Source organism: Microbacterium sp. Ld4, assembly GCF_045066555.1.
In the GTDB taxonomy this organism is placed as follows: domain Bacteria; phylum Actinomycetota; class Actinomycetes; order Actinomycetales; family Microbacteriaceae; genus Microbacterium.
In genome coordinates this window covers 73,354-98,355 of sequence record NZ_JBISHE010000011.1, presented here as the reverse complement: position 1 = coordinate 98,355, position 25,002 = coordinate 73,354, and the positions used below count along the sequence as shown (strand labels likewise).

Annotated in this window: 32 protein-coding genes; 24 read left to right on the top strand and 8 right to left on the bottom strand. The window is 66.9% G+C overall.

Annotation, left to right across the window (positions count from 1 at the left end):
• Window positions 1–2: 2 nt before the first annotated feature.
• The 10 genes from ACJJV7_RS07670 to ACJJV7_RS07625 all read left to right on the top strand — a co-directional run bounded on the left by ACJJV7_RS07670 (window position 3) and on the right by ACJJV7_RS07625 (window position 4,779).
• Entirely contained in the window at window positions 3–1,037 is a 1,035-nt protein-coding gene (locus ACJJV7_RS07670; RefSeq protein ID WP_405375980.1) for a major capsid protein, read from the top strand.
• A gap of 2 nt (window positions 1,038–1,039) precedes the next feature.
• Window positions 1,040–1,405 (top strand): hypothetical protein, encoded by a 366-nt coding sequence (locus tag ACJJV7_RS07665; RefSeq protein ID WP_405375981.1) that lies wholly within the window; start codon window positions 1,040–1,042, stop codon window positions 1,403–1,405.
• A 9-nt stretch (window positions 1,406–1,414) separates the two neighbouring features.
• Window positions 1,415–1,822, top strand: a complete 408-nt coding sequence (locus ACJJV7_RS07660; protein ID WP_405375983.1) for a hypothetical protein — start codon at window positions 1,415–1,417, stop codon at window positions 1,820–1,822.
• On the top strand, window positions 1,819–2,211 hold the full coding sequence (locus ACJJV7_RS07655) for a DUF6093 family protein (RefSeq protein WP_405375985.1): 393 nt from the start codon (window positions 1,819–1,821) through the stop codon (window positions 2,209–2,211). The genes ACJJV7_RS07660 and ACJJV7_RS07655 overlap by 4 nt, the downstream gene beginning before the upstream one ends.
• Window positions 2,212–2,220: 9 nt before the next feature.
• A complete protein-coding gene (locus tag ACJJV7_RS07650) occupies window positions 2,221–2,613 on the top strand; it encodes a hypothetical protein (protein WP_405375987.1) in 393 nt (130 codons plus the stop codon).
• A complete protein-coding gene (locus ACJJV7_RS07645; protein ID WP_405375989.1) occupies window positions 2,610–3,032 on the top strand; it encodes a hypothetical protein in 423 nt (140 codons plus the stop codon). The genes ACJJV7_RS07650 and ACJJV7_RS07645 overlap by 4 nt, the downstream gene beginning before the upstream one ends.
• A complete protein-coding gene (locus ACJJV7_RS07640) occupies window positions 3,032–3,244 on the top strand; it encodes a hypothetical protein (RefSeq protein ID WP_405375990.1) in 213 nt (70 codons plus the stop codon). The genes ACJJV7_RS07645 and ACJJV7_RS07640 overlap by 1 nt, the downstream gene beginning before the upstream one ends.
• Before the next feature lie 121 nt (window positions 3,245–3,365).
• On the top strand, window positions 3,366–3,869 hold the full coding sequence (locus tag ACJJV7_RS07635) for a hypothetical protein (protein WP_405375992.1): 504 nt from the start codon (window positions 3,366–3,368) through the stop codon (window positions 3,867–3,869).
• Between the two features lie 77 nt (window positions 3,870–3,946).
• Window positions 3,947–4,342 carry a hypothetical protein gene (locus ACJJV7_RS07630; RefSeq protein WP_405375993.1) on the top strand — a complete coding sequence of 132 codons (396 nt, stop codon included), beginning with the start codon at window positions 3,947–3,949 and terminating at the stop codon, window positions 4,340–4,342.
• A gap of 53 nt (window positions 4,343–4,395) precedes the next feature.
• The gene (locus tag ACJJV7_RS07625) at window positions 4,396–4,779 is read left to right on the top strand and encodes a hypothetical protein (RefSeq protein ID WP_405375994.1); all 384 of its coding nucleotides are present in this window, start codon (window positions 4,396–4,398) and stop codon (window positions 4,777–4,779) included.
• Here the strand turns inward: ACJJV7_RS07625 and ACJJV7_RS07620 are convergent.
• Entirely contained in the window at window positions 4,723–4,896 is a 174-nt protein-coding gene (locus tag ACJJV7_RS07620) for a hypothetical protein (RefSeq protein ID WP_405375996.1), read from the bottom strand. The genes ACJJV7_RS07625 and ACJJV7_RS07620 overlap by 57 nt on opposite strands.
• Window positions 4,897–4,929: 33 nt before the next feature.
• On the opposite strand from ACJJV7_RS07620, the gene ACJJV7_RS07615 reads away from it, so the two are divergent.
• The 11 genes from ACJJV7_RS07615 to ACJJV7_RS07565 are packed head-to-tail and all read left to right on the top strand — an operon-like array spanning window position 4,930 to window position 18,386.
• Entirely contained in the window at window positions 4,930–8,769 is a 3,840-nt protein-coding gene (locus tag ACJJV7_RS07615; protein WP_405375997.1) for a phage tail tape measure protein, read from the top strand.
• 13 nt (window positions 8,770–8,782) lie between these two features.
• Window positions 8,783–9,562, top strand: coding sequence for a hypothetical protein (locus ACJJV7_RS07610; protein WP_405375999.1), 780 nt, complete (start codon window positions 8,783–8,785; stop codon window positions 9,560–9,562).
• Window positions 9,555–13,250 carry a hypothetical protein gene (locus ACJJV7_RS07605; RefSeq protein WP_405376001.1) on the top strand — a complete coding sequence of 1,232 codons (3,696 nt, stop codon included), beginning with the start codon at window positions 9,555–9,557 and terminating at the stop codon, window positions 13,248–13,250. The genes ACJJV7_RS07610 and ACJJV7_RS07605 overlap by 8 nt, the downstream gene beginning before the upstream one ends.
• A 10-nt stretch (window positions 13,251–13,260) precedes the next feature.
• The gene (locus ACJJV7_RS07600) at window positions 13,261–13,599 is read left to right on the top strand and encodes a hypothetical protein (protein ID WP_405376002.1); all 339 of its coding nucleotides are present in this window, start codon (window positions 13,261–13,263) and stop codon (window positions 13,597–13,599) included.
• Window positions 13,600–13,659: 60 nt separating this feature from the next.
• A complete protein-coding gene (locus ACJJV7_RS07595; protein WP_405376004.1) occupies window positions 13,660–14,385 on the top strand; it encodes a M23 family metallopeptidase in 726 nt (241 codons plus the stop codon).
• A complete protein-coding gene (locus ACJJV7_RS07590) occupies window positions 14,385–14,747 on the top strand; it encodes a hypothetical protein (protein WP_405376006.1) in 363 nt (120 codons plus the stop codon). Before ACJJV7_RS07595 ends, ACJJV7_RS07590 begins: the two co-directional genes overlap by 1 nt.
• Entirely contained in the window at window positions 14,747–14,962 is a 216-nt protein-coding gene (locus ACJJV7_RS07585) for a hypothetical protein (RefSeq protein ID WP_405376008.1), read from the top strand. The genes ACJJV7_RS07590 and ACJJV7_RS07585 overlap by 1 nt, the downstream gene beginning before the upstream one ends.
• Entirely contained in the window at window positions 14,955–15,311 is a 357-nt protein-coding gene (locus ACJJV7_RS07580; RefSeq protein ID WP_405376009.1) for a hypothetical protein, read from the top strand. Before ACJJV7_RS07585 ends, ACJJV7_RS07580 begins: the two co-directional genes overlap by 8 nt.
• Complete coding sequence (locus ACJJV7_RS07575) at window positions 15,308–15,616, top strand: hypothetical protein (protein ID WP_405376010.1); 309 nt, start codon at window positions 15,308–15,310, stop codon at window positions 15,614–15,616. Before ACJJV7_RS07580 ends, ACJJV7_RS07575 begins: the two co-directional genes overlap by 4 nt.
• A 2-nt stretch (window positions 15,617–15,618) precedes the next feature.
• Window positions 15,619–17,160 carry a hypothetical protein gene (locus ACJJV7_RS07570; protein ID WP_405376012.1) on the top strand — a complete coding sequence of 514 codons (1,542 nt, stop codon included), beginning with the start codon at window positions 15,619–15,621 and terminating at the stop codon, window positions 17,158–17,160.
• Window positions 17,157–18,386 (top strand): hypothetical protein, encoded by a 1,230-nt coding sequence (locus tag ACJJV7_RS07565; RefSeq protein WP_405376014.1) that lies wholly within the window; start codon window positions 17,157–17,159, stop codon window positions 18,384–18,386. The genes ACJJV7_RS07570 and ACJJV7_RS07565 overlap by 4 nt, the downstream gene beginning before the upstream one ends.
• On the opposite strand, the gene ACJJV7_RS07560 is transcribed toward ACJJV7_RS07565, so the two are convergent.
• From ACJJV7_RS07560 to ACJJV7_RS07540, 5 genes are all read right to left on the bottom strand, one after another.
• Window positions 18,337–19,662 carry an O-antigen ligase family protein gene (locus ACJJV7_RS07560; RefSeq protein WP_405376016.1) on the bottom strand — a complete coding sequence of 442 codons (1,326 nt, stop codon included), beginning with the start codon at window positions 19,660–19,662 and terminating at the stop codon, window positions 18,337–18,339. The genes ACJJV7_RS07565 and ACJJV7_RS07560 overlap by 50 nt on opposite strands.
• Before the next feature lie 434 nt (window positions 19,663–20,096).
• Complete coding sequence (locus ACJJV7_RS07555) at window positions 20,097–20,585, bottom strand: hypothetical protein (RefSeq protein ID WP_405376018.1); 489 nt, start codon at window positions 20,583–20,585, stop codon at window positions 20,097–20,099.
• An 88-nt stretch (window positions 20,586–20,673) separates the two neighbouring features.
• Window positions 20,674–21,015, bottom strand: coding sequence for a hypothetical protein (locus tag ACJJV7_RS07550; RefSeq protein ID WP_405376020.1), 342 nt, complete (start codon window positions 21,013–21,015; stop codon window positions 20,674–20,676).
• Window positions 21,016–21,308: 293 nt separating this feature from the next.
• The gene (locus tag ACJJV7_RS07545) at window positions 21,309–21,587 is read right to left on the bottom strand and encodes a hypothetical protein (protein WP_405376021.1); all 279 of its coding nucleotides are present in this window, start codon (window positions 21,585–21,587) and stop codon (window positions 21,309–21,311) included.
• 295 nt (window positions 21,588–21,882) lie between these two features.
• Window positions 21,883–22,194, bottom strand: coding sequence for a hypothetical protein (locus tag ACJJV7_RS07540; protein WP_405376023.1), 312 nt, complete (start codon window positions 22,192–22,194; stop codon window positions 21,883–21,885).
• Between the two features lie 395 nt (window positions 22,195–22,589).
• On the opposite strand from ACJJV7_RS07540, the gene ACJJV7_RS07535 reads away from it, so the two are divergent.
• Window positions 22,590–22,838 (top strand): hypothetical protein, encoded by a 249-nt coding sequence (locus ACJJV7_RS07535; protein ID WP_405376025.1) that lies wholly within the window; start codon window positions 22,590–22,592, stop codon window positions 22,836–22,838.
• 5 nt (window positions 22,839–22,843) lie between these two features.
• Window positions 22,844–23,017: a hypothetical protein gene (locus tag ACJJV7_RS07530; protein WP_405376027.1), complete on the top strand. Its 174-nt coding sequence runs from the start codon at window positions 22,844–22,846 to the stop codon at window positions 23,015–23,017.
• A gap of 5 nt (window positions 23,018–23,022) precedes the next feature.
• Here the strand turns inward: ACJJV7_RS07530 and ACJJV7_RS07525 are convergent, their stop codons facing one another.
• The gene (locus tag ACJJV7_RS07525) at window positions 23,023–23,169 is read right to left on the bottom strand and encodes a hypothetical protein (protein ID WP_405376029.1); all 147 of its coding nucleotides are present in this window, start codon (window positions 23,167–23,169) and stop codon (window positions 23,023–23,025) included.
• Between the two features lie 77 nt (window positions 23,170–23,246).
• Between ACJJV7_RS07525 and ACJJV7_RS07520 the strand changes: the two genes are divergently transcribed.
• Window positions 23,247–23,483 (top strand): DUF3263 domain-containing protein, encoded by a 237-nt coding sequence (locus ACJJV7_RS07520; protein WP_405376031.1) that lies wholly within the window; start codon window positions 23,247–23,249, stop codon window positions 23,481–23,483.
• Between the two features lie 234 nt (window positions 23,484–23,717).
• On the opposite strand, the gene ACJJV7_RS07515 is transcribed toward ACJJV7_RS07520, so the two are convergent.
• Window positions 23,718–24,914: a tyrosine-type recombinase/integrase gene (locus ACJJV7_RS07515; RefSeq protein ID WP_405376033.1), complete on the bottom strand. Its 1,197-nt coding sequence runs from the start codon at window positions 24,912–24,914 to the stop codon at window positions 23,718–23,720.
• Window positions 24,915–25,002 lie beyond the last annotated feature (88 nt).

Genomic DNA, 25,002 nt, shown 5'->3' with positions numbered 1-25,002 from the left:
CGATGGCAATCTTCTACGACGCTCCGGTCACCCCGGACGACCTCGTCGCCTTCGTGCGCGAGGTACCCACCCGCAAGGAACTCAACTTCCTCAACGCGTTCCCCGAACGCCACGAGGACTCCAACACGGTCGACTGGTCCGAGATCATTCGCACCAACCGGACTGCCCGGTACCGTTCGTTCGACGGCCGTATCCACGTGTCGCAGCGCGACGCGGGAAGCGACCGCCGCGTGAACCTGCTTCCTCTCTCGACTTCGCTGAACATGGGCGAGTACGAGCGGCTGCGGCTGGAGTTCGCGCGCACCGGCGGCACTCGTGCCGACGCTTACCAGCGCGCGATCTACAACGACTCCGAGCGGCTGACCTACGAGGTCCAGAACCGCCTCGAGCAGGCGTGGGGCGATGTCCTGTACGACGGAGTCCTCACGATCAACGAGGAAGGCATCCAGGGTGAAGCCGACTTCGGCGTCCCCGCCAACCACAAGGTGACCGCATCCACGCTGTGGACGGATGAGGATGCCCCGGCGCTCTCTGACCTCGTCTCCTGGTCCGACACCTTCGAGGCGACCACGGGTAGCCGTCCTGGCGCCACATGGCTGACCCGGGAGAACCTCCGAGCTGCACAGCGCAACAAGGAGATCGTCGGAGCAGTTCACGGGTCGACGAGCGGCAAGACGCGCGTCAACGTCGCTGAGCTCAACGACCTCTTCGCCAGCGAGGGCATCGCTCCGGTACGCGATCTGCGTATCGCTCGCGTGGACGTTGACGGGACGAACACCGCGGTCATGCCCAGCGACAAGGTCCTCCTCACGCCGGAGGACCTCGGCGAACTCGGACACACCCGGTTCGGCCTCTCGGCAACCGCTCTCGAGCTCGTCAACGCGAACGAGGCCGATCTCGCCTTCGAAGAGGCTCCCGGCATCGTCGGTGTCGTCGAGAAGGTCGGCCCGCCCTACCGTCAGTTCGTCTTCGTCGATGCGGTCGGCATGCCGATCCTCGAGAACGCGCGACTGATCTTCCAGGCGAAGGTCCGCTGATCATGGCCCGTCGACTGAACACGTACGTTCACGTGCACGTCGATGGGATCAGCCAGGTCTACGGCCCCGAGGACAAGATCCCCGGGGCCGTGGCCGCCCTGATCACCAACCCCGCTGTGTGGGAAGGCGCCGACGCCGAAGAAGTGGATGACGCCGACAAGGTGCCCGCGCCGCAGGAGCCCGAAGAGGTCCCCGCTGAAGCGGCGCCCGCCGACGCCGCCAAGATCCCGCCCAAGTCGGGTCGGGGATCCGGGGTTCCCGCATGGCGGGACTACGCCGACAGGAACGGCTTCGAGATGGATGACGACGTGACCCGCGAGGAGATCATCTCCGCGCTCGAAGAGGCCGGCATCCCGACCGAGAAGTAAGGAGCCGCCGTGTACGCGTTCGTGACCAAAGAAGACGTTCAGAGTCTCATGCCCCCGTTCACCCCTGAACAGGAGAGGCTCGTCGACGGATACATCGCGCAGGCGGCTACGAACCTTCAAGCGTGGGCACTCGAACGTGGCCACGACCTGCAGGTGCTCATGGACGGCAGCGCCCTTCGATACGAGATCGCGAAGGGCGCTGTCGTCGCTTCAGTGAAGCGTGCGCTCGGGAATCTCGACGGTGCCGCGGAGACCACGAACACCGTGGCGATCGACGACTACCGGGAGACGACCACCATCCGCCGAGACGCCTCCCTTACCTCGGGGGCTCTCACAGTGCAGGCTTCCGACATCGTCGGACTGCTGCCGGGCAAGAGGAACCAGTTCGGCACGCTCCGGATGGGGTCCGCGCTGTGAACCATCTGGAGGTACTCGCGAGGGCGAGAGCGCGGGCCAACGAGCGGATGTCGGAGGCCGTCAAGGTTGGGAAGGCGATCCGGCGGACGGACACCGAAACCCGCAAGGCCGTCGCTGAGATCACATCCCCCCGATACGCCGGCCCTGGCCGCATCAAGTACGAGTCTCTCGCCACCTCGGAGCGCGATGTTCCTGGGCAGCCCTCGCGCGAGCAAGCTCCGTACCTCTCTATCCCGACCGGCTCACCCCGGTGCTTCGAAGGCGAAGAGGTCCACGTGGACGCATCCGACGCAGACGAATCCCTTGCGGGACGGCAGTACAAGATCGCTGGTTCACCCGTCGCAGGGCAGACCAGTAGCCACCGCTACCCACTCATCGAGCTCACGTAGGAGGCCGAGATGTCCGATGACTTCTCAGAGCTCTACGCGCTCGCATCCGACCTGAGCGATGCGCCCGACGGTGCCGCCAGGAACATGCGGAAGGCCGTGGAGGTCACCGCGCGGTTCATCAAGGACGACTGGCAGCAGGGTGCGGAACGCACCGGACTGGAAGGTTACGCGTCGTCCATCGATTACGACGTCGAGGTGTCGTCCAACTCGATCGATGCGGAGATCGGCCCGAACCTCGGCAAGTCGCAGGGCCCCCTTGGTCTCGTGGAGGAAGCCAACGGTGACGTGCGGTCTTCGCCGCAGAACGCTGGACGTGATGCGCTGAGAGCCAACGAGAGCGACTTCGAGCGTGGCCTCCAGATCGCGATCCTCGACGCGACGGAGAAGGCGGTGCGCGGGTGATCCTCGAGTACCAGGCGGTCAAGGCTCGCGGCGAGGAAGCTCCGTCCCTCGAAGGCGTCATCAGCGACGTAGTCCGCGTCAACGACGCCGGTGGTGCGGTGCGAGACAACTACGTCGTCCTGACCATGTCTGTCCCCGCCGAGGAGACGGACCGCTGGACAGCAGTGACACGACCTGACCATGACCGCGAGGTCGTCTTCGGCACGCAAGCCGTGGCCGTGGACCCGACCGGCGTCATGTTGTTCGTCGAGGACCTCAAAGCCCAATACCTCGGGCACGTGCTCACCGTCGACGGCCGACGATGCGACCCTATCCGCCGACTTCCCGACGTAGAGGAAGGCGAGATCAAGCACGACCGCACCTCCGGTCTGTTCTACGCCCACATGTCGTGGGCTTTCATCTCAAGAAGGAGTGACTGATGGCTGCTGACCTCGTACTCGCGCGCACCAAGAAGGGTGCGAAGCGGGAGTTCCTCATGGACGCCCGCCTCGTCGAGAAGTACCCCGACGACTACGTGCTCGTCGAGAAGGATCCCGAGCTGGGAACGAACGAGGTCGGCCTGCCCATCGCCGACCCGCAGCCGCCCACGCCGTCGAAGACCCGCGCCAAGAAGCCCGCCGGCACCGACTGACCGGTCCCACTGAGACCAACGAGAGCCCTTCGCTACTGCGGGGGCTTTCTTGTTTCCGCGCACCGTCCGGTGCCGGCAAAGAAAGCCCCCTCCGAGGGGCGCATCCCTCAAGGAGAAAAGCATGAACGAACCCATTCAGCGGGGTGTCGTCTCCGACGGCCACGGCATCGTCCGATGGATCCCCGGCCCCGACGACGGCCCCGTCTCCGTCGCCGACATGAACAACCCCGCGAACAAGCGCATCACCTACGGCCTGCTCGGTGACGGCTTCGACCTCGCGGTGACGATCAACCGTGTCACCACGACCCGGTACACGCTCGCGCAGGCCCTGAAGCTCGAGGGCTCCAAGGACTTCGAGCTGACGACCCGCTACGTCTACAACCGCGAGACGCCGACCGACGCCGAGTTGATCCTCGGAGCGAAGGGCACCGAGGGCCGGTTCGTTCAGGCGCTCGGCTACCCGAACGATCACACGTTCGTCGCGGATGACGTGATCAGCGCTGTCGTGCCGGCGCGGATCGGGACGTCGACCGACGTCGCCCCGACCGCGAACACCGAGCTCGCGAAGCAGATGATGCCCGAGATTGTCGGCGAGGTCCTGCTCGAGCAGAAGCTCGCGGCCTGACACCCCTTCCGGGGGCGGGGTTTCTCACCGCCCCGTCCCCGGTACTCCCCCCCCGGTGAGAACGAAGGGTGAGACCAGTGAACCTGCAGGAAAAGATCGCGAACGCGAAGGCCCAGCACGCCGGCATCCCGGCGACGCGGGTCGATGTCGAAGCCGGCGGAGAGCTCATCGAGCTCGGCTTCCGCCCCACTTGGGGCCATCAGTGGCAGGACCTTGTCGCCACCCACCCCCCGCGTCACGGGTCGGACACCGACGACGCCGTCGGCTACAACACCGACGCCGTCGCCGGAAGTTACCCGGTGGACGCTGTCACCGTCGATGGTGAGCAGCCGAGCGAAGAGGACTGGCGAGAGCTGTACAAGATCCTCAGCGCCCCGAACCGCACGAACATCGCGACGGTCCTTTTCGCCGTCAATCAGCTCGACCCCTCGAGGCGACTGGTTGCCGCCTCGGGAAAAGCACGCAGGGGCTGACGGGCGAGATCGTCCGGGCAGCCCGCGAGCTCGGAGTATCTCCGTCTCGCTTCATGGGGCGCGAGCCCGCTGAGGTGACGCACCTCGAGCGAGATCAGCGCGGCCGGGTCGTGACAGTCATCACGACCCGCGAGTCAGAGTTCACCGAGGATGACCGGATCGCGATTCTCGCTCAGCGCCGCGCCGAGAACGCCCCACGCAACGCACGCGGCGTTCTGCTGTCAGAAGCCGTCGACCCTGCCAAGAAGGACGACTGGGAGGTTCCCCTCCCGCTCACGGACTTCGCCGAAGCGACCTTGTCGCGCGTGCAGAAGAAGTACCAGGACACATACAAGGACGTCGACATGCGCCCCCTGCTTTGGGACGTGCGACTTCGCGCGTCAGCGGTTGCGGACGTAGCCGACGAGGGCCAGCCCCGACAGGCCGACGAGGGCTGAGAACGAGATCGCCCACCACCGCACCGGATCCGGGATGACAGCGGCTGAGACCGCGATCGCAATAACGCCGATCACCACGAGGGCCGGCCCCCAGTAGTCGATCCGTGTCCGCTCCATCGCTCGAGTGTACCCAGCCCGAGGAGGGGATCAATGGTCGATCGCATCGTGAAGGTGACGCTCCGCGCGCAGGTCGCGGAGTACAACGCGGGCATGCTGAAGGCCGCCCAGGCGACCAGGACGGTCGGCACCGAGGCGGAGAAGCTTGCCCAGAAGCGGCAGGCCTTCGAGCAGCTCGGCCGGGTCATGATGACGTCCGGCGGTCTCATCGCCGCTGGTGTCGGACTCGCCGTCAAGAAGTTCGCGGACTTCGACCAGGCGATGTCGAACGTCGCCGCGACGGGGGAGGACGCGCGCAACAGCCTCGACGCGCTGCGCGAAGCAGCTATCGAGGCCGGCGCGCGCACGGTGTTCTCAGCGACGGAAGCCGCCAACGCGATCGAAGAGATGGCGAAGGCCGGAGTCGACGCGAAGGACATCCTCGGCGGCGGTCTGAACGGCGCCCTCGACCTGGCGGCAGCGGGCGGCATCGAGGTCGCAGAAGCCGCTGGTATCGCGGCCACGGCCCTGAAGGTGTTCAAGCTCGAGGGCACCGACATGTCTCACGTCGCCGACCTTCTCGCGGCCGGCGCTGGTAAGGCCATGGGTGACGTGACCGACCTGTCCGCCGCGCTCGCGCAGGGTGGCCAGGTCGCCGCCGCCACCGGACTCAGCATCGAAGAGACCACGGCAGCGCTCGCGTCGTTCGCATCGCAGGGTCTCCTCGGCTCCGACGCCGGCACGGCCCTCAAGACGATGCTGCAGCGCCTGAACCCGACGACGAAGGAAGCTCAGGACCAGTTCGACGCCCTCGGGATCTCTGCCTACGACGCGAACGGTCAGTTCGTGGGTCTCGCGGACTTCTCAGGCCAGCTGCAGACAGCGATGCAGGACATGACGCCCGAGGCGCGCAACGCCGCGATGGCAGTGATGTTCGGATCCGACGCGGTCCGCGCAGCGAACGTTCTGTACCAGGAGGGTGAGAGCGGCATCCGCGAGTGGACGGCGGCCGTCGATGACCAGGGGTACGCCGCGGAGACCGCGCGCACCCGTCTCGACAACCTCAAGGGCGACATCGAGGCGCTCGGCGGAGCGTTCGACTCGGCGCTCATCCAGGTCGGCTCGGCCGCCGACGGCCCTCTGCGCGCAGTCGTGCAGGGACTGACGGAGATCGTCGATGGCTTCAACGGCCTCCCCGACGGGGCACAAAACGCCGTATTCGCGGTCGGGTTGGTTACGGCTGCAGTCGGCCTGACGACCGGCGCGTTCTTCCTCGCCGTGCCGAAGATCGCCGAGTTCAACACCTCCCTGCAGACGATGGGCCCCCTTGCCCAGCGGGCGGGCCGTGGACTTGCGACCCTCGCCCGACTCGGTGCCATCGGTGCCGCGGTTGGCATCGTCACGCTCGGCGTGGACGCGCTGTCCGATGCGATCGCGAAGAACCTCCTCCCTTCGACGGAGCAGGTCGAGTCGCGAATGCGGGGCGCAAGCTCCGGCGTCGAGCTGTTCGCCGCGGCGCTCTACAAAGAGGGCATCACGAACACGAAGGAAGCCGGCTCCCTGCTGGCAAACCTCGGCGACGAGCTCGACCGTGTCGCAGACAGCAGCTTCTGGAACCAGGCGAGCACATCGGGCACCGCAGTCACCGTCGCGAAGGAGCTCGCGGCCATCGCGAACTCCGGGGACATGGAGACATTCTCCGCTCAGTTCCGGGCGCTGGCTGAGGACGCGGACCTTTCTGAGCGGCAGCTCCGGACGTTCATCAAGGCGAACCCAGAGCTGCAGGACGCGCTCCTGAAGCAGGCGAACGCGACCGGCGGGGCGACGGACATTCAGTCGCTTCTGAACGCGGCGCTCGGAGAGACGCCACCCTCGGTCGAGCAGAACACGGAGGCTCTCCGTGCTCTAGCGGGCCAGGCAGGTGATACCGATACGCAGATCGAGGGGCTGGCGGACACCATCCGCGGGTTCGGCTCTTCGGTACTGGACACACGGGAGGCGCAGCGCGGCTTCGAGCAGGCGTTCGACGACCTCTCGGACTCGATCAAGGAGAACGGGAAGACCCTCGACGTCTCGACCGAGAAGGGCCGCGCAAACCAAGCCGCGGTCGACGATCTCGCAAGCGCGACGTACGACTACGCCGCCGCGATCTACGACCAGACGGGCAGTCAGGAGAAGGCCAGCGAAGCCGTCGCAGAGGGACGCAAGCGCCTGATCGACATGCTCGGGCAGCTCGGCATCACCGGGCAGAAGGCAGAAGACTACGCCGACAAACTCGGTCTGATCCCGGAGAACGTGTCAACAGCAATCGCGGCGAACGCGGATGCCGCCACGGCCCGGGTGCAGCGGTTCCTCGACTACCTCGCACGCATCCCGACTTCCAAGACCGTGACCCTCGGTGTCGCTGGTGGCGGAGTCGGCGCCCTGCTCACGCAGAAGCGCGCGACGGGCGGTGCGATCCTCGGACCCGGTACTGGAACGTCCGACTCCATCCCGGCGATGTTGTCGAACGGTGAGCACGTCATCCCCGCGAGCGAGGTAGCCGCCGCTGGTGGTCAGGCCAAGATCTACGAGTGGCGTCGCGCGATGCGTGACGGCACTCTCCCCGGATTCGCTTCGGGTGGCGCGGTCACGCTGAAGGGCGCGATCGACGCGGTCAATCGCGCGGAGTCGAAGCTGCGGAAGGCGCGCAGCAAGAAGAAGCGCGAGGCCGCGAAGGAAGAGCTGGCCGATGCTCGCGAGGAGCTCGCCGACGTCCGTCGGGAGTTCCGCTCGGAGCAGGTCGACTTCAACCGGGCGCAGCGCCGCGGTGAGAACCGTGAAGCGGGGATGAATGGGAACGGGCTCTCGCTCGTAGACCAGCTCATCGACATCGCGACCGACGTCGGCGGCAAGCGTGGCGAGCGACTGCGGAAGCAGGCGCTGACGTCCGAGAAGGCGTACCTCCGTCTCGAGAAGGCAGCGGACGACGCGGCGAAGAAGGTCGATGCCTCGGCATCGAAGCTCGACGGGCTGAAGGACACCGTCCGCGGATGGGCTTCGTCGGTGTCGGACGCGTTCAAGCGCACGATGGACCCCTCGCAGTGGAAGGGCGGCACGCGTCAGGTAGCGCAGTCACGTTTGGTCGATGGAGTCACTGTCACTTCCACGACAACGCGCGATGTCCCGATGACGGCCGCGACGATCGCGAACGGCTCGAGCGCGAACGCGAAGCAGATCAAGCGGGTCGCGGACAAGCTCGCGAAGCTCCGCAAGATGGGCTTCAACCCGGCGTACGTGCTGGAGATCGCACAGATGGGTGTCGAGGGCGAGCCGATCGTCGATGCGCTCCTCGCTGCCACGTCGACCGAGATGGCGACGATCAACCGAACCTGGACGGACGCGGGCAAGTTCGCGGACGCCGCGGGGATGGGGATCGCGAACGCTCAGGTCGGCGCGGGTGGCAAGTCGTACGAGGCGCTCATCACGGCGGCCGACAAGCAGTACAAGGCCGACCGTGGCGACGCTGAGAGCACCCGTAAGAAGCTACAGACCGAGACCGACCGCATCATCAAGGCGATCGGCGGTGGACTGCAGATGGGCGTCAAGAAGGCGGCCGGCGGACCGATCACCGGTCCCGGCACTGCGACGTCGGACTCGATCGCTGCGTGGCTCTCCAACGGGGAGAACGTGTGGTCGGCGGCCGACGTGCAGGCTCACGGCGGGCAGTCGGAGGTCGAGCGACTGAAGCGCATGACGCCGACGGCGCCACGGTTCGCGCACGGCGGTCCGGTCGGTTCCGGCTGGGCCGGACGCGCCCCGGTGAGCCTCACGGTCGTCAACCCGCAGGTGCGTGACCTGCAGAAGGACACGTTCGAGTCGGCACAGATCCTGTCTGTCGCTGGCGACCTCTGATTGGAGACCCCGGATGTACTCGATCGACGGTGTACGTCTGGACAACCCGAGCATGGGGTGGGCGCTGGAAGGCTCCAGCGCCCCCCTGTCGGGGCACACGGTGGAGCGCACGAGCGTCCGCATCCCCGGGCTCCCTGGTGTGCTCGCAGGGATCGACCACCCGCTCGAGGGTCTCTCGGCGCCGACGATCTCTCTTGTCGTGGAGACGCCGCGGGAGAAGTACGACGCCCTCGCGGCGCTGCTGCTCCGCGGGTCGAAGCTGTCACTCTCCGAAGCCCCCGGACGGGAGGCGGACTACGAGTGCATGTCGGTCGCGCCGAACGGGATCCTCCCGGGCGACAAGCTGCTGAACGCGACCGCGGTGCTCCGCATCCCCGGTGTGTTCTGGCGCGACGCCGCCGTCTCGACCCGGTCCGCGCAGCTCTCGGCACAGACGGTCACCTTCGACGCATGGGAGGGCTCCGGCCTCATCCCCGACGCGATCATCCGAATCCGCGGCGCGGTCGCGAACCTTCGGGTGCAGTCCGACTACGCATACCTGCAGTACCCAGCGATCAACGCAGGGTCGTTCCTCCGGTACGAGTCCGCCACAGGCCGCGCCTTCGTCACCACCTCCGACACCTGGACCGGTGGCACCGAGGTCGCCGTGGACGCGGACGGCCCGGGCGGCAAGTTCGGGATCTTCCCGACACGTCTCGACGTCGACGAGTCCCGCGCTCGCATGACGGTTACCACGACCGCGCGCTCTGTAGCGCTGATCGAAGCACGGGGGAGGGGCGCACAACTTGTCTGACCTCAAGGCCCGCGTCTGGCTCCACTCGAACCCCACCACCCCGAAGCGGGTCCTGCTCGGCGCGACCATCGCGTTCACGTCGATCCTCGACGAGGCAGCGGTCCTCACGGCCACCGTTCCCCTCGCCCTGGCCGATGACCTGCCGACGCCGTTTTACGCGTCCGTAGAGCTCCGTGCGGCCGGAGGGGACTGGTACTCGCCGAGGAACGACCTCTTCACGTTCCGGGAGCGGACTGTGAACGAGAAGGACCCCGCCCGGTTCGCCGACTTCACAGGCCGCCTGTACGTCGCCGACCGGCTCGAGGGCAACCTCATCGGCCCGACGATCGCGACCGAGGGCTCGGTCACCTGGAACGCAGCATCCGCCGGTGGCGTGATCGCCGACATCATGACGCGCGTCCCCGGACACGGCGTGGCCCGCAACTTCACCCCCGCCGTCGACTCCGCCGGGGTCTCGTGGCCCTCCGCGGACATCGACGACAAGACCGCGCAGGTCTACTCCTCGACCGCGTCCATCATGGCCGCCCTCACCAAGGGCGGGTACTGCACCTGGTACGGGCAGGGCACCGAACTCCGCCTCCTGGTCCCCGGCAACGGCGCGACCCGGAAGACGCTGCTCACCGAAGGTGCCGAGTCGGTCAGCGTGACGGAGTCCGTCGCCGACACGGCCTCGATCTTCTTCGTCGTCACCGACACCGACGTGCCCGTGCAGACCGTGACCCGTGCGGAGCTCGGAGCTGGCCCCCGTGCCGCCGTGGTCACCGTGGCGGGCGCGACGACGCCGGACATCGCCCTGAAGATGGCAACGCCCCTCATCGACGCGGCATCCCGTGTGCGCCGCCAGGTGACGATCACCTTCGACGCCGGCAAGCTGCCCGCGCGGCCGTTCCTCGACTTTCAGCTCGGTGACGACTTCGACGTGCAGGGGCGCACCCTCCGCCTCGTCTCGGTGCAGATCACCAGCGGCGAGAACACGAAGGTGCAGCTGACGTTCGGCGAGATCTTCTACACCCTCGCCGCGAAGCTCGCGGGGCGCACCGCGTCCCTCACGCTGGGGACCGGCGGCACGACGATCGGGCGACCGCTTCCCGCGACCGGCTCCGCGCCGGCAGGGAAGACGGGCGCGCCGAACGTCCCGCAGCTGCGCTCCCACCTGTCGATGGTGTTCGTCCGTTGGGATGGGATGCTGACGACCGGTAAGCCGGGCGCATCGTTCGAGACCGTCGTGGTCGAAGCCGCGGCGGCCGCGGGTGGTCCGTGGTTCCGCGTGGGTCAGGACTTCACCCGCGGTGAGGCTGTGTTCCCCGCTGAGCAGGTGGGCGTCCAGCTCGACCAGAACGTGTACGTGCGGCTCCGGTCGGTGAACACGAAGGGTGTCCTCTCGGACCCCTCCGGCGTCGCCGTCGTGAAGGTCGCCGGCATCGCGCTCCCCGACGTGGCCGGTGACATCACTGATGCGATCCAGAATGCGCTGAACGCGGCGATCAAGGCGGGCGTCACCGCCGACGGCAAGAACCGCATCGTGGTGTCGCTGCTCACGCCCGTCGCGCCCGAGGGCGTCCCGTTCCGGCAGGGTGACCTCTGGTACGTCCTCGACCCGACCGACCAGTCCCGGTTCATGGCGGTGCGGGTGTTCAACGGGTCCGTCTGGAACCCGTACAAGATCGTCGCCGACGGGCTGCTCATCCCAGGCAGCGTCGGCGGCACGCTCATCGAAGACGGCTCGGTCACGTCCACGAAGGTGAACGCGGTGGAGATCTGGGCGAACAATGCCTGGCTGAACCAGGCGGTCGTCACCCTCCTCACCGCGGGTCGCATCCAGACGTACATGCTGAACGTCGCCGCGCAGCTCCCTTCCGGCTCTCCCGTCAACCGGTTCCCGTACCGGATGGGGGAAGGCATCGCGGATACCGCGGGCATCGCAGTCGCGATCGCCAACGGGTCCGCCGCCACCCACGGTAATGAGGGCAACCGCGTCGAAGCCAACCCCAACGGCATCCACCTTCGAGTCCCCGCAGGTGCCACGCGAGCAATCTCGGGCATCACGCCCTGGCTGCCGGTCCCCGTCGGTCGGAAGATCTACTGGAAGTCGTCGCACTGGATTGCGGCCGCCGGCGGCAAGGTCGTCCTCCAGCTCGCCACGCGCGACAAGTTCGGGAACCTGATCACGTGGAACGACGGCGGCGACCTGGTCTCGAACGGTGAGGGCATCGTTCAGCTCAGCGACACCGCCGCGGAGTACGGCGTCCTCGTGATGATGATTCCCCCGGCGCCCGGAGTCGCCACCGATGCGCAGATCATCGGGCTGAACATCTTCGAGGTCGTCGGCAACGGGCAGGGCGTGGAGATCTCGCCCGGCGGGCTCCGGTTCTTCAACGACGACGGCGACCAGGTCATCAGCCTCGGCACATGGGGCAACGACCTCCTGTCGATCTCGAAGAAGAACGACCTCGGCGAGGACATCACCGTCGCCGCGATCGACGAGAACGGCGACAGCTCCTTCCAGAACGTCGATGTCTCCTACGACGCGACCTTCCAGGGAGCGCAGCTCGTCGGATCGTTCGCGGCATCGCAGACGAACGGTGTCGACCTCACCGACGTCCCGATGTTCGACCGCCTCGGCCGCGGCGTGATCGCAGTGGGCGACGTGGGCGCCGACGCGTGGGAGCAGGTCACCCACCGTCGAGCAGCGCTCGCATCGTTCACCGTGGAGCTCCGAGCCGGCCGGAAGTACCGCGCCGAGTTCATCGGCAACCTGGTCTCGGAGTGGACCGCGGCCGGCGGCGGCGACCAGCTCTCGATGGAGATCCACTGGTCGACCAACACTCAGTCCATCTCGAACCCGCAGACCGCGGGCGGGGGATGGTCGCACGCTCGCATCCTGAACGCGGGCGCGGAGACGGGCGTCGACATGACGTACCCCTACATCCCGTTCGGTGAGTTCCACGTCGGGGCGGATGGGGAGTACAACTTCCTCGTTTCGCTCTACAACCCGGCCGCGCGGCAGTACAGCCTGTACCCGGGCGCGTGGTCGCAGAACCGTCCCCGCATCGCGATTGTCGACCTCATGCCGAGGGAGGCGTACAGCTTCGACGACTTCATCAGCCGCGCGTACGTTCCATCGGCGGGCGGCTCGTCGGGATCGACCACACCGGTCGCTCCGAAGACGGTGACGAGGACGTGGAGCGCGACGTGGTCGGTGCTGTGGGGTCCCTCCGGCTCCGTGCGCCCCGCTGGCGGGAGCATGTACGACGACGGTCGGATGCTGCAGGGCGGTAACCGTTCGCTCGGGAGCGGGCGTGCAGGCCGTGTCGGGTTCCCCGCGTTGGGGATCTCGGGCAAGACCATCAAGGGCGCGTGGCTGCGCGTGAAGGTCCGGCACACGGGCCAGTCGACCGGGTCGACTCTCCGCATCGGCACGCACGGGAACACGTCCGAGCCGGGCGGGTCCAGCCCGAACAGCGCGAACACGTTCTCGAAGAAGGTCGTCAAGGGTCAGGACCTGTGGATTCCGATTCCTCAGTCCCTGTGGCCGGCGATCGCGTCCGGCGCGATCCGCGGCTTCCAGTTCGGCGGCCCCGACGTGAACACCGGCAAGGACGACTACGTGATCCTCGACGGACACCCCGGCTCCAACGCCGCATCGTCGAACGCTGTGCGACCGCAGATGAAAATCACCTACCAGTGAGGAGACCGCGATGGAGTTCGACATTCGAGTAGGCGACCGGGCGCAGGCCCGGAAGCAGGCGGGCGCCGATGTCGCGGTCACCGAGTTCACCGTCACCGGGATCGAGGGGGGAGTCTTCGACGGCTCACCCCTCGGCCCGCTCGGCGACGGGTGGGAGTTCGAGCTCATCCGGCGCGGTGACCCCGCGCTCCCCACGACCCTGTCGGATCTGGCGGTGTGGCTGGTCGAGTCCCGCACGGAACCGACCCGCGTCGTCGGCCCGATGGCCGGCATCTGGCAGACCCAGCAGGGCCGCCGCATCGAACCCGCCGACGTGCTCGCGTGGGAACCCTGGCAAGACCAGCACTGATCTACCAGCCACCCAGCCCTCGAGGAACCTCGGGGGCTTTCGCATGCCCAGGAGGCAGACATGGTGCAGCTCATCTCACCCGCCCCGTACGCGAGCACCGACAAGGGCCTCGAGTTCGGGAACACGACAGTGAAGCCCTACAGCCCTTCACGCCCGCACGGCGGGAAAGACCACAAGTGGAGCATCGCGCGTGTCGCGAAGTCACGCCAGGTCCACGCTCCCGTCACCGGCAAGGTCGTTCGCGTCCTGTCGAACGGGGCGAACAACAACGGCTGGGGCAACTACGTCGACATCGAAGTGATCCCCGGTATCTTCGTCCGCCTCGCCCACCTCCTTAGCGGGTCCATCCGCGTCAAGGCTGGAGACCGCATCACCGTCGGCGACCGCGTCGGGACGATGGGCGCCACCGGGGAGACCGGCGGGAAGGTCCACCTGCACGAGGAACTCTGGATCCACGGCAAGCGCGTCGACCCCGACCTGTACCGCGGCCCCAACGGGCGCCACCTCCCGGGCACCGAGCCGAAACCGGCACCCGCCACCAGCACACCGAAGCCGGCGGCACCCGCCGCCACCCCGATCCCGGAGGACGAAGAGATGGTCTACTACGTGCAGGCGAAGGGCGACAGGGTCGTCTACGAGATCTACCGAGGCCGCCGCCGTCGCGTCTCCTCCGGCGAGTGGGAAGTGATCAAGAGCGCCACCGCCGCGGCCGGCCGGAAGCTGCCCTACTCGAAGGGGAAGCAGACCCGCGCGCAGGTCGAGAGCATCCCCGAGTCGGGGAAGTGATGAGGGCGGTCGCGGCCGCAGTTGCTGTCGGCGGCGACGCGCTCTCGTTCTTCGGGAACCCGATCCTCCGCGATGTCGGAGCGGGAGTCGTCCTGACGGGCGTGGTCATCATGATCCTCACCGGACGGCTCGTCCCGATCAGCACCCACCGGCGCGAGCTCGAAGCAGCAGAGAAGCGGACAGCTGACGCGGTCGAGCGGGGCAACGAGTGGAAGGCGACGGCCGCCGAGACGGCCGAAGTCAATGCCACGGTGCGGAACCAGAACAGTGAGCTCATCGAGGCGAACAAGGTCGTGAAGGCGCTCCTGCAAGCCTCCGGCCCGTCGATCGCCGACACGCACCAACCATCCGGGGGTGTCTGATGTGGGGCCGTAAGCCGAAGACCGAACCGATCGAGATTCCCGACGACGTGTCGGAGGCGCGGGAGATGCGTGCGCAGGCGACCGCGGAACGCCGTGAACTCGCCGAACGGGCGCCGGCTCTCGCTCATCTGACCGGATACCTCAACGAACGACGCGCGCTGAACCACTTCGGTGAGTCGATCCAGATCACATTCACCCGGAGGGGCCATGCCTGACCTGCTGCACATCACCGACCCGTTCGCCGACGTCGGGATCATCGTCGCCTGCCTCGCGTGCGTCGCGTTCGTGGTTTCCTACGCCGGGTTCTTCAAGTGGCGGCTGACGCCGGCGGGACGCTCGCTCATGTACTTCGTCCTGGCGCTGCTGTCGGTCGCGATCATCTCGTACCTCGCGCGCTGGTTCGGGCCCGAGTACTGGGGCCGCGTCGTCCTCCGACCGCTCACATGGTGGGCCGTCGCCATCACCGCCATCCGACTGACCGTCGTGCTCTGGACGTCCTCGAGCGAGGGCTCGTCCATCGACATCAAGCCGCGGAACAACCGCACCGACAAGGAGTTCTCATGACCACCACCGTGCCCCCGATCATGTTCAAGGCGCAGCGCGTCCTCCGCACCATCGTGCAGGCACTCATCGTGCTCGTGCCCACCGTCAACCTCGCGGCCCTGGCGCTGTCGGAGTACCTCGGAGAGCAGGGCTACGTGGCCGTGCCCCCGTGGGTCTTCCTGATCCTCAACGGCGTGGTCGCGGTCACCGCGCTCGTCATGGGCCTCGTCGCTCGGCTCATGGCCGTGCCGCGGGTGAACGACCTCCTGGCGCGCGTGGGCCTCGGCTCGGTGCCCGCATCGGTCCTCCCGAAGGCGGGGGACTGACGATGGCGCTTCCTTCCAACGTCTCGATCTGCGAGATCACGGGCGAGTTCGCTCGAGCGATCATCGACGGGTCGGACCCGGACCGTGACCCGGATGCCGTCCCCCTCCCGGGGCTGGTCGTCCGGTTCACGGCCGACCTGAACCCGTACCTCGTCCGCAACGCGGTCTCGAAGAAGATCATCGTTGTCGACCCGATCGTCGCGACGACGAACGCGGCCGGCGTGCTCGTCGGCCCCGACGGTCAGCCCGGCGTCCGCGTGGTGGCATCGGACGACCCCGACATCGAACCCACCGGGTGGACGTACCGTGTCGAGATCTCCGGCACCGACTTCCCGTCGTCCCGGTTCAGCTTCACCGCCCCGTCGGGCGCCACGGTCGATCTCGCGGCCGTCGTGCCGCTCCCGCCCAGCCCGGGAGCGCAGATCCCGCAGTGGCAGGCCGTCGTCACCACCGTGACCGATCTCCGCACGGATGCGGTCGCCGCAGCTGTCGAGGCTGTGGCGGCGAAGGAAGCCGTCGAGCAGGTCGTCGCGACGAACGACGGCATCATGACGGCCGTCGCCGAAGACGAAGGCACCGCGTTCCGTGCTGCACTAAGCACCACGATGGTGCAGGAAGGAACGAACGCGAACGGGCCGATCGTCGAGTACAACGACGAGCGGTACGCACCTTACGCGCAGGGGCGCATCGTCACGGTGGACTATACCTCCACCTCAGTTGTGACCCTCCCCGAGGGCTGCCTCTACTTCGACGTCACGCTCATCGGCGCGGGCGGCGGGGGCGGCTCCGGGCGACGAGGAGCAGCCGGGACGACCCGCAACGGCGGCGGCTCGGGCGGCTCCGGTGCGGTCGCCCCGCCGACTCGCATCATGGCCGCCGATTGTCCGACGGGGCAGATCACCGTGACAATCGGCGGGGGCGGCGCTGGCGGCACTGCCCGAACCGCAGACAACTCCGACGGTGTCCCCGGCGCTCAGGGCGGCAACACGGACGTCACTACCGTCATCGGCGGGTCGACCGCCACCCTCATCCGAGCTTGGGGTGGCGGTGCTGGCCAAGGTGGAACGAACTCAAGCGGTTCGGGAGGAATTGGCGGCGTGGGTCCCATCCCCGGGGCAGACGGGGCAGCCGCGTCCAACTCCGGCGGCCCGGGCGGCAGCGGGAACCCAGCAACCAATCTCGGCACAGGTTCGGGGGGCGCCGGGGGTGGTATCTCAGCGGCAGACGTTGCCGCGAACGGTGGTCCAGGAGGGGGTGCGCGGGCACTCGGGCAAGCAGTCGCCCCCAACGGTGGCGGCGTGGCGGGTGGTGCCGCTCCGGCAAACGCGTTCCGAGCGCACGCGGCCACTCCGTTCGGTGGTGGGGGCGGAGGCGGCGCAGCCTCGACAACCGGAGCAGCGCAGCAGGGTGGGTCTTCCTCGGCCTATGGCGCTGGTGGTTCCGGCGGCGGAGCATCCGTGAACGGAAACAACTCGGGCGCGGGCCGCAACGGTGCTCCCGGCTGGGCACGCATCGTCTTCACTATCGGAGGAGTCCTCACATGAGTCTGCAGATCGACCCGCCCGTCACCGCGCCCCTCCTGCGGGCTCTCCCCGCGCAGGACAGGGAGCGGGCGGTGTCGATCCTGGAGAACTGTTTGGCCGACACGCTCGCGCACGTCACCACCGTGTACGGCTCGGGGACGACCCCGATCACGAGCTGGGGAGGGACGGCGGAAGCCAACATTCGCCCACCTGCATCGATCGCTTACGGGCTGGCGGTGGCTGTCACGGCCGGGCTCGGAGGTGAAACCGAGCGTGCTCAGGCAGTCCGGCTGTTGACGTCGGTCGCGGCAACCCACAAAGCGAACAGTCCGACAGGATGGGGCGGTGTCCCCATTGCGGGCACAATCACGCCCGACGACAAGACCCCCGCGTGGCAGGGCGCGATGTGGGTCGCGTACGCCGCCATCGCCGGGCGACTGCTGTGGGCGCATCTCACGGAAGCACAACGTGGCCAGGTCGATGCGATGGTGAAGCTCGAAGCGGATCGATTCTTGACCTACCGGGCACCGTCGTACCGGAACCGGTCCGGCGCGATCGTGACAGCCGGGGACTCGAAGACCGAAGAGAACGGGTGGAACTCGTGGGTTCTGTTCCTCGCGGCTGCCGCATTGCCCGGAGACGCGAATGCCTCGACGTGGAAGGAGAAGGGGATCGAGCTGGTTCTCTCGGCCGCGGCCTCACCTGGATCGGTCGACTCTCGTCGGGTCATCAATGGGTACACGCTCGGGGCGGTGCTCACTGGTTCGAATCTGGAGATGGATGGGTATCAGGTCAACCATGGCCTCCGCTCGCCGCACTACACGAGCAGCGTCCGCCAGTGTTGGATTGCTGGTCTGGTCTACGCGTGGCTGAGCGGTGAAGCGGCCCCCGCGGCGTGCTTCCACAACGGCGACCTGGCGTATTGGGGTGTCTCCGATGCGAAGATCGGCTCGTCCTCGGCGTACACGCCGGGGACGTACGCGATCTACTACCCTGACGGCGCTGAGGGAGACCCCGATCGGATGAACGGCTTCGCGCAGTTCGACGCGTGCGCGCATATCGCGGGGCGGGATGTGCTGGCGACAACGCCGGCCATCGTGTGGTTTCGCCTGCACGCGGACCGTCAGATCGCGTTGCAAGCAACAGATGGATCGCGGCGCGGGTGGTTTGACCTGCAGACCGCGGCCGACGCCGTGCTCAGCGACTGGATCGTGCAGGAACACGGTCCAGTCGTGAGTAATCGCTGAGAGCCTCGGCGGCGAGCTTTGGTTCGCGACTCGCCGCTAGGCCGAGCAACAGCGCGTAGAGGCCCCACGTGATCGGGTACTGCAAAACATCGAAGACCAGAAACATCGCTGTCGCAGCAAGGACCGCTACACGCGTCGCGGCGGGGGACGTGAAGATCCCGCGCAGCGCGAGCACGATGATGATCGCAACCCCGAGGATGCCGACCGCGGCGAGCGTGGCGATGAGCTGGTTGTCGACGGCCACGAAACCGTCCAGCTGCAGCAAACCAGCTTCGCTCAGCCGGGGTGCCGCGTACCAGCCGTGCCCAAGCCAGACGAGCTCGCTGGGCTGAGCGAGGAGACGGGGAAGCGCCTCGAACGCGCCCACTCGGTGAGAAAGAGACCCGGACGCGCTGAACCGGTCGACGATCTCCGACTGGAAGAATCCAGTCAGGGAGAGGAACGCCAGGCCGAGCACCGTGAGCGCGATGCCGCGTAGCCAAGCAGTCCGCCGAGAACCGAGCGAGAACAGCGTCATCGCGATCATCACTACGAGCGCGCTCCGCGAACCGCTCATCACGGCCCCGGCCAGGATGAGCGCGACGAACCAGAACCGCCTGGACGGGGTCTTCCACGTGTGTCGGAGAGCGATTCCGAGAGCGATGACGAGGAAGAACGAGAACATGAGCGGGTGCCCGAAGGTGCCTTGCGCGCGGGCTACGCCGACGATGAGCTCACTCGGCAGCCGGTCTCCGATGTGGGCCAGGTGCTCGGGAACGGGGCTGGCCCACAGCACGGGCGGACGCACGATCACTTCGAAGATGGCGTACACGACCTGCACGCCAGCCATGATCATCAGCGCTTTCAGAAGGGTCGCGCGTTCGGGAGCTGACGAAGCGGCTCCGATCACGTAAAAGGAGATGCCGACCACAGCGTGGATAAGGAAGCGGGGTGTCGCTTCAGGGTCACCAGCGGAAGCCGTCGAGTACCAGGCGATCGCGAGATACGCGACGATCAGCACGCCGGTCAGCAGATCAGCCTTGGGTAGCCCCCTACGCGCCACCGTGACGAACGTGATGAATCCGAGGGCCGCGAGGACGGCGGTTCGTCCCTCCGGCTCTACGAACTGAAGCGGTACGAGCGTGATGGTGAAGAGGGCTAGAACACCGAGGGCTGCCACGACGCGGTCCCGCGGCATGGTGAAAGCAATGGAGGACGCGCCGACGGTCAGTCCGAGGACTACCGCCAGGAGAGCCAGCGTGTCGATCAACCGCGCATCCAGTCGGCGATCGCCCATCCGAACGGTGTGAAAGCCATCACCACAAATGAAGCGCAGATAGCGATTAGGGCGAAAGTCTTCAGGATGACGTCTCGCACGCGGCGATCGGCACCAGGGCTCGCAAGCCAGTGTTCTACGCGCGCGGCTATGCTCGGCCGCTTCCCCGACTCCATGGTCAGAGAGTAGCGCAGCCCCACGGATTCCCTGGGCTGCACTGACCTATCGCCCACACTTTGTCGCAGGCCCGAAACATGCTCGAGGGCTTGCCGGCCGAGGTAGACGCGCTGGCAGCGAGTCTGGCGGACCAGAGCGGTTAGACCGCGTGAAGGTCGAAGTGAGGCGACGAGCACTCTTCGCAGCAGAACACCAGAGCCTGCTCGCGTACGCCACGGTGGCCGGGAACCTCCTTGGCGCACACGGCGCACGGAGCAGCCTCACCGAGAGGCTGTCTCTCAGCTCAGGACGGGCACGCCTTGCACGTATGGCGTGACGCCGGTCTCATGCCACTTCATCAGGGCAGCGCGGTTCCGGTGCACTGGTTCGGTTCCCAGGTTCGCTAGGTACCAGGTCCGCGCTGTGGCCACAATCCGACCGCAGAAGCCGAGGATGTCGACGAGCACGACGCCGTTGATGCGAAAGTCGCGGAATGAGCTTTGCACCTCGTTGCCGACGAAGAGAACGCGTGGCTGAGTGGCAGTCGCCGAGCGGGCCTGGTGAAGCATGCTGCAACGCAGCTGCCAGGCATCATTCGGGTCAAGCTCGGGGAGAACCGACTGGAAATGGTCGGACCACATGGACTTGAAAGATGTTCCTGTGCTCCTTCCGTTCTCGGTTCGGAGAGAACCGCAGATGTCGACGAGCGCCAGGGCAGAGACAAGCGCGGCTGAGTACAGTCCGGCGTTGGCCGCCTTCTCGATGTCGCTGCAGAGTTCTCCAATCACACCGCGACTGTACCGGACCTGACGTATCGCCCACACATAGTTCAGCCCCCGGCTGCCTCTTCGGAGGTGGTCGGGGGCGTTCTGTGATTCAGCGCCAGCTCGCCGGCATCGTCTGGTCGGTCGGCCCATGAGCTTCGATCTCGGCGACGATCGGCGCGATGGCTTCGGCTGTCACGAACGCGATATCGCGTAGTGTGCGGACCCACCCAGCGACAGCGTGAGACGAGGATGCGGTGAGTGTGTGCACATCCCGCTCGAACGGATCCTTCGGCCCGCCGAGGTGCACCCCGCCTTGAACGTTCGCCAGGCACCAGATGACCCGCTTCACGGAGACGGGGCCGCTCTGGTGCCATGCCACGTCGGCAGCCAGGAAGGAGTCCATCGAGGTGGAAACCGAAGGCACCCGAAAATCGTCCGGCGACCAAGCCATCAATGGCTGCACCCCTTCGGGGAGATTTCCTCTGCCTCGCGCCCAGCCGGGGGAGTAGGAGAACTGCGGCGACCGGATGCGGAGCCGTCGCCGGGCAAGCGTGAGAACTGTGGATTTCCCATCGAGTAGGGTCCGACGCAGGGCGACTGCTGCGCCGAGGACCTCGTATGTGTCAGTAGCCTCTGCTCGACCGCGAAGGTCCGGGAGCGTCCATGCGAGCATCCGTTCGGCCAGCGCCTGCGACGCTTCTACGCCCACGAGCGCCCGCCGAGGGTTCGGGATCTCATGCTGAGTCATCGCTCGACCCGGACGCTGACCATCTGCCAGCCGTCGGGCACCTTCGCGTAGAGCGCGGCGCGTTCGTCGGCGTCGATCTCGCGGACCCCATCCCGCCGCTGGAACACGGCTGTCGAGGTGAGGGCGGTGCTGCCCTTGACCATCCGGACGGGTGCGGAGACGAGCTCGAAGCCGGCCGGGAGTTGCGCGTGCGCGGCGTCGCGGATCTCTTCGAGCGAGTTGCCCGTGAGGTCGACGGTGCGCTCCTCGAGGGGACGGATCAGGCCGATGTACACGCCCACCAGCCTAGGACGGCCGAGGAGTGCCCGATTGGGGCAGCGGCGGCTCTCTGGTCAGTGCCTGATGAGAGTAGGAGCGGTGACCCCCAGCCCATTTGAACACCGCGATCCCGTCGTTGTCATGTCCGGCGTAGTCGTAATAGACATGCTCGGTCGGGGAGGCGGAGAACCGCTGTCGTACTAGTGGTCGGGCGGCGGCTACTTGGATGCTTGCTCCGTCGGCCGGGCCACCCACGAGTCGTGCTGGAAATGTGCTCATAGTCCTACTATCGTTCGCTCGGCCGCAACCTCTTCAAGTCGGGTCGCGACGTGTCACGGCGGCCCGCCAGACCATGACGGAGCGGCGCCCGCCGGCGGCTTCCCACTCGACGCAGACGACTCGGTCGTTCCATCCCGCAGCGTACGCGGGGATGCGGGAGGCGGGCCCATCGGACCAAATGATCCACGCCCAGACCGGCGGCTTCGACCCGGACGCCCACTCGAGAGGGTTCCGGCCGAACGCCTGCATCGGGAGGGTGCACGGTGTGAGCCGGGCGGCGGCTTCCTCGATGCGCATGTCGTTCAGGTGGTCGTAGTGCGCTTCATAGCGTCGGTTCTTCGTCACGTCGGGCTGGTCCTTCCTCGACGCTGAGGATGACAGCGGTCGCCGACATGAGCGTCCGGGATGCCTCTACCGATCGTGGTGGATTCGTGGAACCATGTGCTCAGCTAGCGAGTGCAGCGTGGCTGCATCGGGACCCCGCCGGATCGCGTGTACCTGACCGTCGCGACGAGGCTCGGGTGGGCCCTCCTGTTGTGCTTCTGGGGGAAGTGCGTCAGGGGGGTCCTGTTCCGGGCGCGTTCCAGAGGCCACCCTGATTTTCGATGGGTGTGCGGACCCCCTACCCGACAAGGGGCCCGCACGCGCCGCACGGAGTCCCTCAAGGAGGCCTCGCACGCGCGACATCGCCAGCCTAAACCGGGGACGACAGCGGGGACGATGATCTCTATGCTCGACGCATGAAACGTTTCCAGAGCGCCTTCGCCACCGTCCTCGTCGCCGCTGCGCTGATCGTCGCGCCGGCCGTATCTGCGGCAGCCGAGCCCGCGAAACACACTCTCACCTACCCTCAGCAGCGAGCGTGCCAGACCGCCGAAGCGAACTATCGTGCACTGGGCTACGTCATCTTCAAGAAGTGCGAGCAGGTCTGGCGGACCCCGTCGAACACGTACTACTACAAGCTCGTGAAGTCGGTGCGTCCGATCTGACCCTCGTGACCACGTTCGATGACCCCTTCGACGGCGGCGAGCAGCCCAACTGCCCAACCTGCGGAACGGTGATGCGCGACGCCGACGGCGGGTACCTGTGCGGAGGGTGCGGGTACTTCCACGACGTGCCGTGGGTCGAAAGGCCCCGCGGCGGCGACGACCTCCCCGCTATCCCCTGAACCGTCTACGAGTTGGCGTCAGGCGCAGGCGCGTTGATCTCGCGGTGGTGCTCGCGGAGCGCGGACAGCACGGCTGCCTTGATCACGCCGCCCAGGACGAGCAAGACGATCACCGTCGCGATGACGGCAGCGAGGATGAAGATCGGATCCATGGGCACCCCTAGTCAGACTGTGCGGTGAGCATACCGCTGGATGACCAGTGTCGGAGGGGGCGCCGATCATTGAACCCATGCCGTCAACCGCCCAACTTCTCGAGTTCGAAGCTCAGCACCCTGGACACCCCGCCGGCAAACAACTCGCCATCGAGAGCGAGCTCGGCATTAGCGCCGCCCGCTACTACCAACTTCTGGGTCGCGCGATCGACGATGCTGAAGCCGTGAAGCTGGACCCGATGCTGGTACATCGCCTACGTCGGCTCCGCGAGCGCGCCGATTCACGAAGACGTGCGGCGCAGCGGGTCGGGTAGACCCGCGCATAGTAAAGAACCCCAGCCATGACCCGGCTGGGGTTCTTTCTTCGTTGCTGGGGACAACGGTAGGTGGGTGCGCTCTCTCCCGGAGCTGGGGTTCCGTATTGCCGTTGGCGGGGTCTCCATTGACCCCTTCTCATCTTCTACAACGCATCGGATCCGTCCGCTGGGGGCTCGACTGGGGGTTGGTCATGTCTTGATTATGCGACCGTATTTACGGTCGTGTCAAGTTCATCGATACAAATCATCAATCTGGCGCATAGGGCGCGTGCCCGAGAGCGTGTTCCCGATGATGTCCGCCATCTGCACATGCGCGTCCGGCTGCAGGTGCCCGTACGTCCCGATCGTCGTCGTGATCGACTCATGGCCGAGCCTCGCCTGCACGAAAGGGAGTGGGGCGCCGGCGGCGATAAGCCACGAAGCGTGCGAATGCCGGAGGTCGTGAGGCGTCGGCGCCTTGCGAAGAACGGTGAGGCCCTCGGCTCGACACAGCTGCGCGTCGCGCGCCTTCTCGACCGCGGGGTTCCACACGCTGCCTCGGAACCGTCCCATCCAGAGGTGCCCACCGTTGCGGTTCGGGAAGATCAGGTCACTCGAGACCTGCGGAGTCCCCATCGCGTCGACGACGTCGGCCGGGAGGGAGACGGTGCGCCGCGACATCGACGACTTCGGATGCTTCAGCACGGGCCCGCCTGACGCGGCTTTCTTCCACGCCTTGTCGATGCGGATCGTCGGGGGAGCGGATCGAAGGTTCAGGTCACCCCATGTCACGGCCGTCGCTTCACCCCATCGGCATCCGCTGTTCGCGAGGAACATCACGAACGCCGTGTACCGGTCGGGGATGAAGTGCAGGAGCGTCGTGTACTCCTCGACGGACAGGAACACCCCCTCCCGCTTGACGCCGCGCGAGATCCGCGTCTTGTGAGCGGGGTTGTCGGGGCGGACCCCATGGTCAACGGCAGCTGACATCGTCGCGGAGAGGATGGCGTGATAGTTCTTCACGGTCTTCGCGGACAGGATGGGCCCGCGACGGGACGGCTGCTGCTCCTGCCACGCGACCCATCGGCCGACGTCAGCTTTGGTGATCGCATCGATCGGCATCTCTCCGAGGAACGAGATGAACGACCTATCGGCCGCGCGCACGTAGTCGGCGCGAGTGCCTTCCTCGATGCCGGTGAGGAGGCCGGAGCTCTGATCGAGGTAGGTGTGCGTCCACTGGCGAAGGGTCGGCACGGTGGGGCGCTTGTTCTTCCGGGCAGCGAGGACCGCGGAAGCGGCCGACCACCCGACGCGGTCAACGAGGTCACCAAACTGACGGGCGCCCTCCTCTTGAAGGAAGGTCACCTGCTGCATACGGCCATCGTGGCGGGCCTGCACGCGCCAGCGGATCTCCCCGCTGGCGGTCGCCCGGGGAGTCACGCTAGCCATCAGCGGCACTCATCACAGTCATCGTCACTCCCTATTTCTAGGCGTGACTCCCGACATGTAGGTCAGAGTGTAGGCACAGGGCCCGAAT

What these genes read in the sequence shown, in the direction of transcription:
- ACJJV7_RS07670 (WP_405375980.1), top strand. Translation starts at nt 3, where the DNA reads ATGGCAATCTTCTACGACGCTCCGGTCACCCCGGACGACCTCGTCGCC.
- ACJJV7_RS07665 (WP_405375981.1), top strand. Translation starts at nt 1,040, where the DNA reads ATGGCCCGTCGACTGAACACGTACGTTCACGTGCACGTCGATGGGATC.
- ACJJV7_RS07650 (WP_405375987.1), top strand. Translation starts at nt 2,221, where the DNA reads ATGTCCGATGACTTCTCAGAGCTCTACGCGCTCGCATCCGACCTGAGC.
- ACJJV7_RS07640 (WP_405375990.1), top strand. Translation starts at nt 3,032, where the DNA reads ATGGCTGCTGACCTCGTACTCGCGCGCACCAAGAAGGGTGCGAAGCGG.
- ACJJV7_RS07635 (WP_405375992.1), top strand. Translation starts at nt 3,366, where the DNA reads ATGAACGAACCCATTCAGCGGGGTGTCGTCTCCGACGGCCACGGCATC.
- ACJJV7_RS07625 (WP_405375994.1), top strand. Translation starts at nt 4,396, where the DNA reads ATGGGGCGCGAGCCCGCTGAGGTGACGCACCTCGAGCGAGATCAGCGC.
- ACJJV7_RS07620 (WP_405375996.1), bottom strand. Translation starts at nt 4,896, where the DNA reads ATGGAGCGGACACGGATCGACTACTGGGGGCCGGCCCTCGTGGTGATC.
- ACJJV7_RS07615 (WP_405375997.1), top strand. Translation starts at nt 4,930, where the DNA reads ATGGTCGATCGCATCGTGAAGGTGACGCTCCGCGCGCAGGTCGCGGAG.
- ACJJV7_RS07610 (WP_405375999.1), top strand. Translation starts at nt 8,783, where the DNA reads ATGTACTCGATCGACGGTGTACGTCTGGACAACCCGAGCATGGGGTGG.
- ACJJV7_RS07600 (WP_405376002.1), top strand. Translation starts at nt 13,261, where the DNA reads ATGGAGTTCGACATTCGAGTAGGCGACCGGGCGCAGGCCCGGAAGCAG.
- ACJJV7_RS07595 (WP_405376004.1), top strand. Translation starts at nt 13,660, where the DNA reads ATGGTGCAGCTCATCTCACCCGCCCCGTACGCGAGCACCGACAAGGGC.
- ACJJV7_RS07590 (WP_405376006.1), top strand. Translation starts at nt 14,385, where the DNA reads ATGAGGGCGGTCGCGGCCGCAGTTGCTGTCGGCGGCGACGCGCTCTCG.
- ACJJV7_RS07585 (WP_405376008.1), top strand. Translation starts at nt 14,747, where the DNA reads ATGTGGGGCCGTAAGCCGAAGACCGAACCGATCGAGATTCCCGACGAC.
- ACJJV7_RS07580 (WP_405376009.1), top strand. Translation starts at nt 14,955, where the DNA reads ATGCCTGACCTGCTGCACATCACCGACCCGTTCGCCGACGTCGGGATC.
- ACJJV7_RS07575 (WP_405376010.1), top strand. Translation starts at nt 15,308, where the DNA reads ATGACCACCACCGTGCCCCCGATCATGTTCAAGGCGCAGCGCGTCCTC.
- ACJJV7_RS07570 (WP_405376012.1), top strand. Translation starts at nt 15,619, where the DNA reads ATGGCGCTTCCTTCCAACGTCTCGATCTGCGAGATCACGGGCGAGTTC.
- ACJJV7_RS07565 (WP_405376014.1), top strand. Translation starts at nt 17,157, where the DNA reads ATGAGTCTGCAGATCGACCCGCCCGTCACCGCGCCCCTCCTGCGGGCT.
- ACJJV7_RS07560 (WP_405376016.1), bottom strand. Translation starts at nt 19,662, where the DNA reads ATGGGCGATCGCCGACTGGATGCGCGGTTGATCGACACGCTGGCTCTC.
- ACJJV7_RS07550 (WP_405376020.1), bottom strand. Translation starts at nt 21,015, where the DNA reads ATGGCTTGGTCGCCGGACGATTTTCGGGTGCCTTCGGTTTCCACCTCG.
- ACJJV7_RS07535 (WP_405376025.1), top strand. Translation starts at nt 22,590, where the DNA reads ATGAAACGTTTCCAGAGCGCCTTCGCCACCGTCCTCGTCGCCGCTGCG.
- ACJJV7_RS07525 (WP_405376029.1), bottom strand. Translation starts at nt 23,169, where the DNA reads ATGGATCCGATCTTCATCCTCGCTGCCGTCATCGCGACGGTGATCGTC.
- ACJJV7_RS07520 (WP_405376031.1), top strand. Translation starts at nt 23,247, where the DNA reads ATGCCGTCAACCGCCCAACTTCTCGAGTTCGAAGCTCAGCACCCTGGA.
- ACJJV7_RS07515 (WP_405376033.1), bottom strand. Translation starts at nt 24,914, where the DNA reads ATGGCTAGCGTGACTCCCCGGGCGACCGCCAGCGGGGAGATCCGCTGG.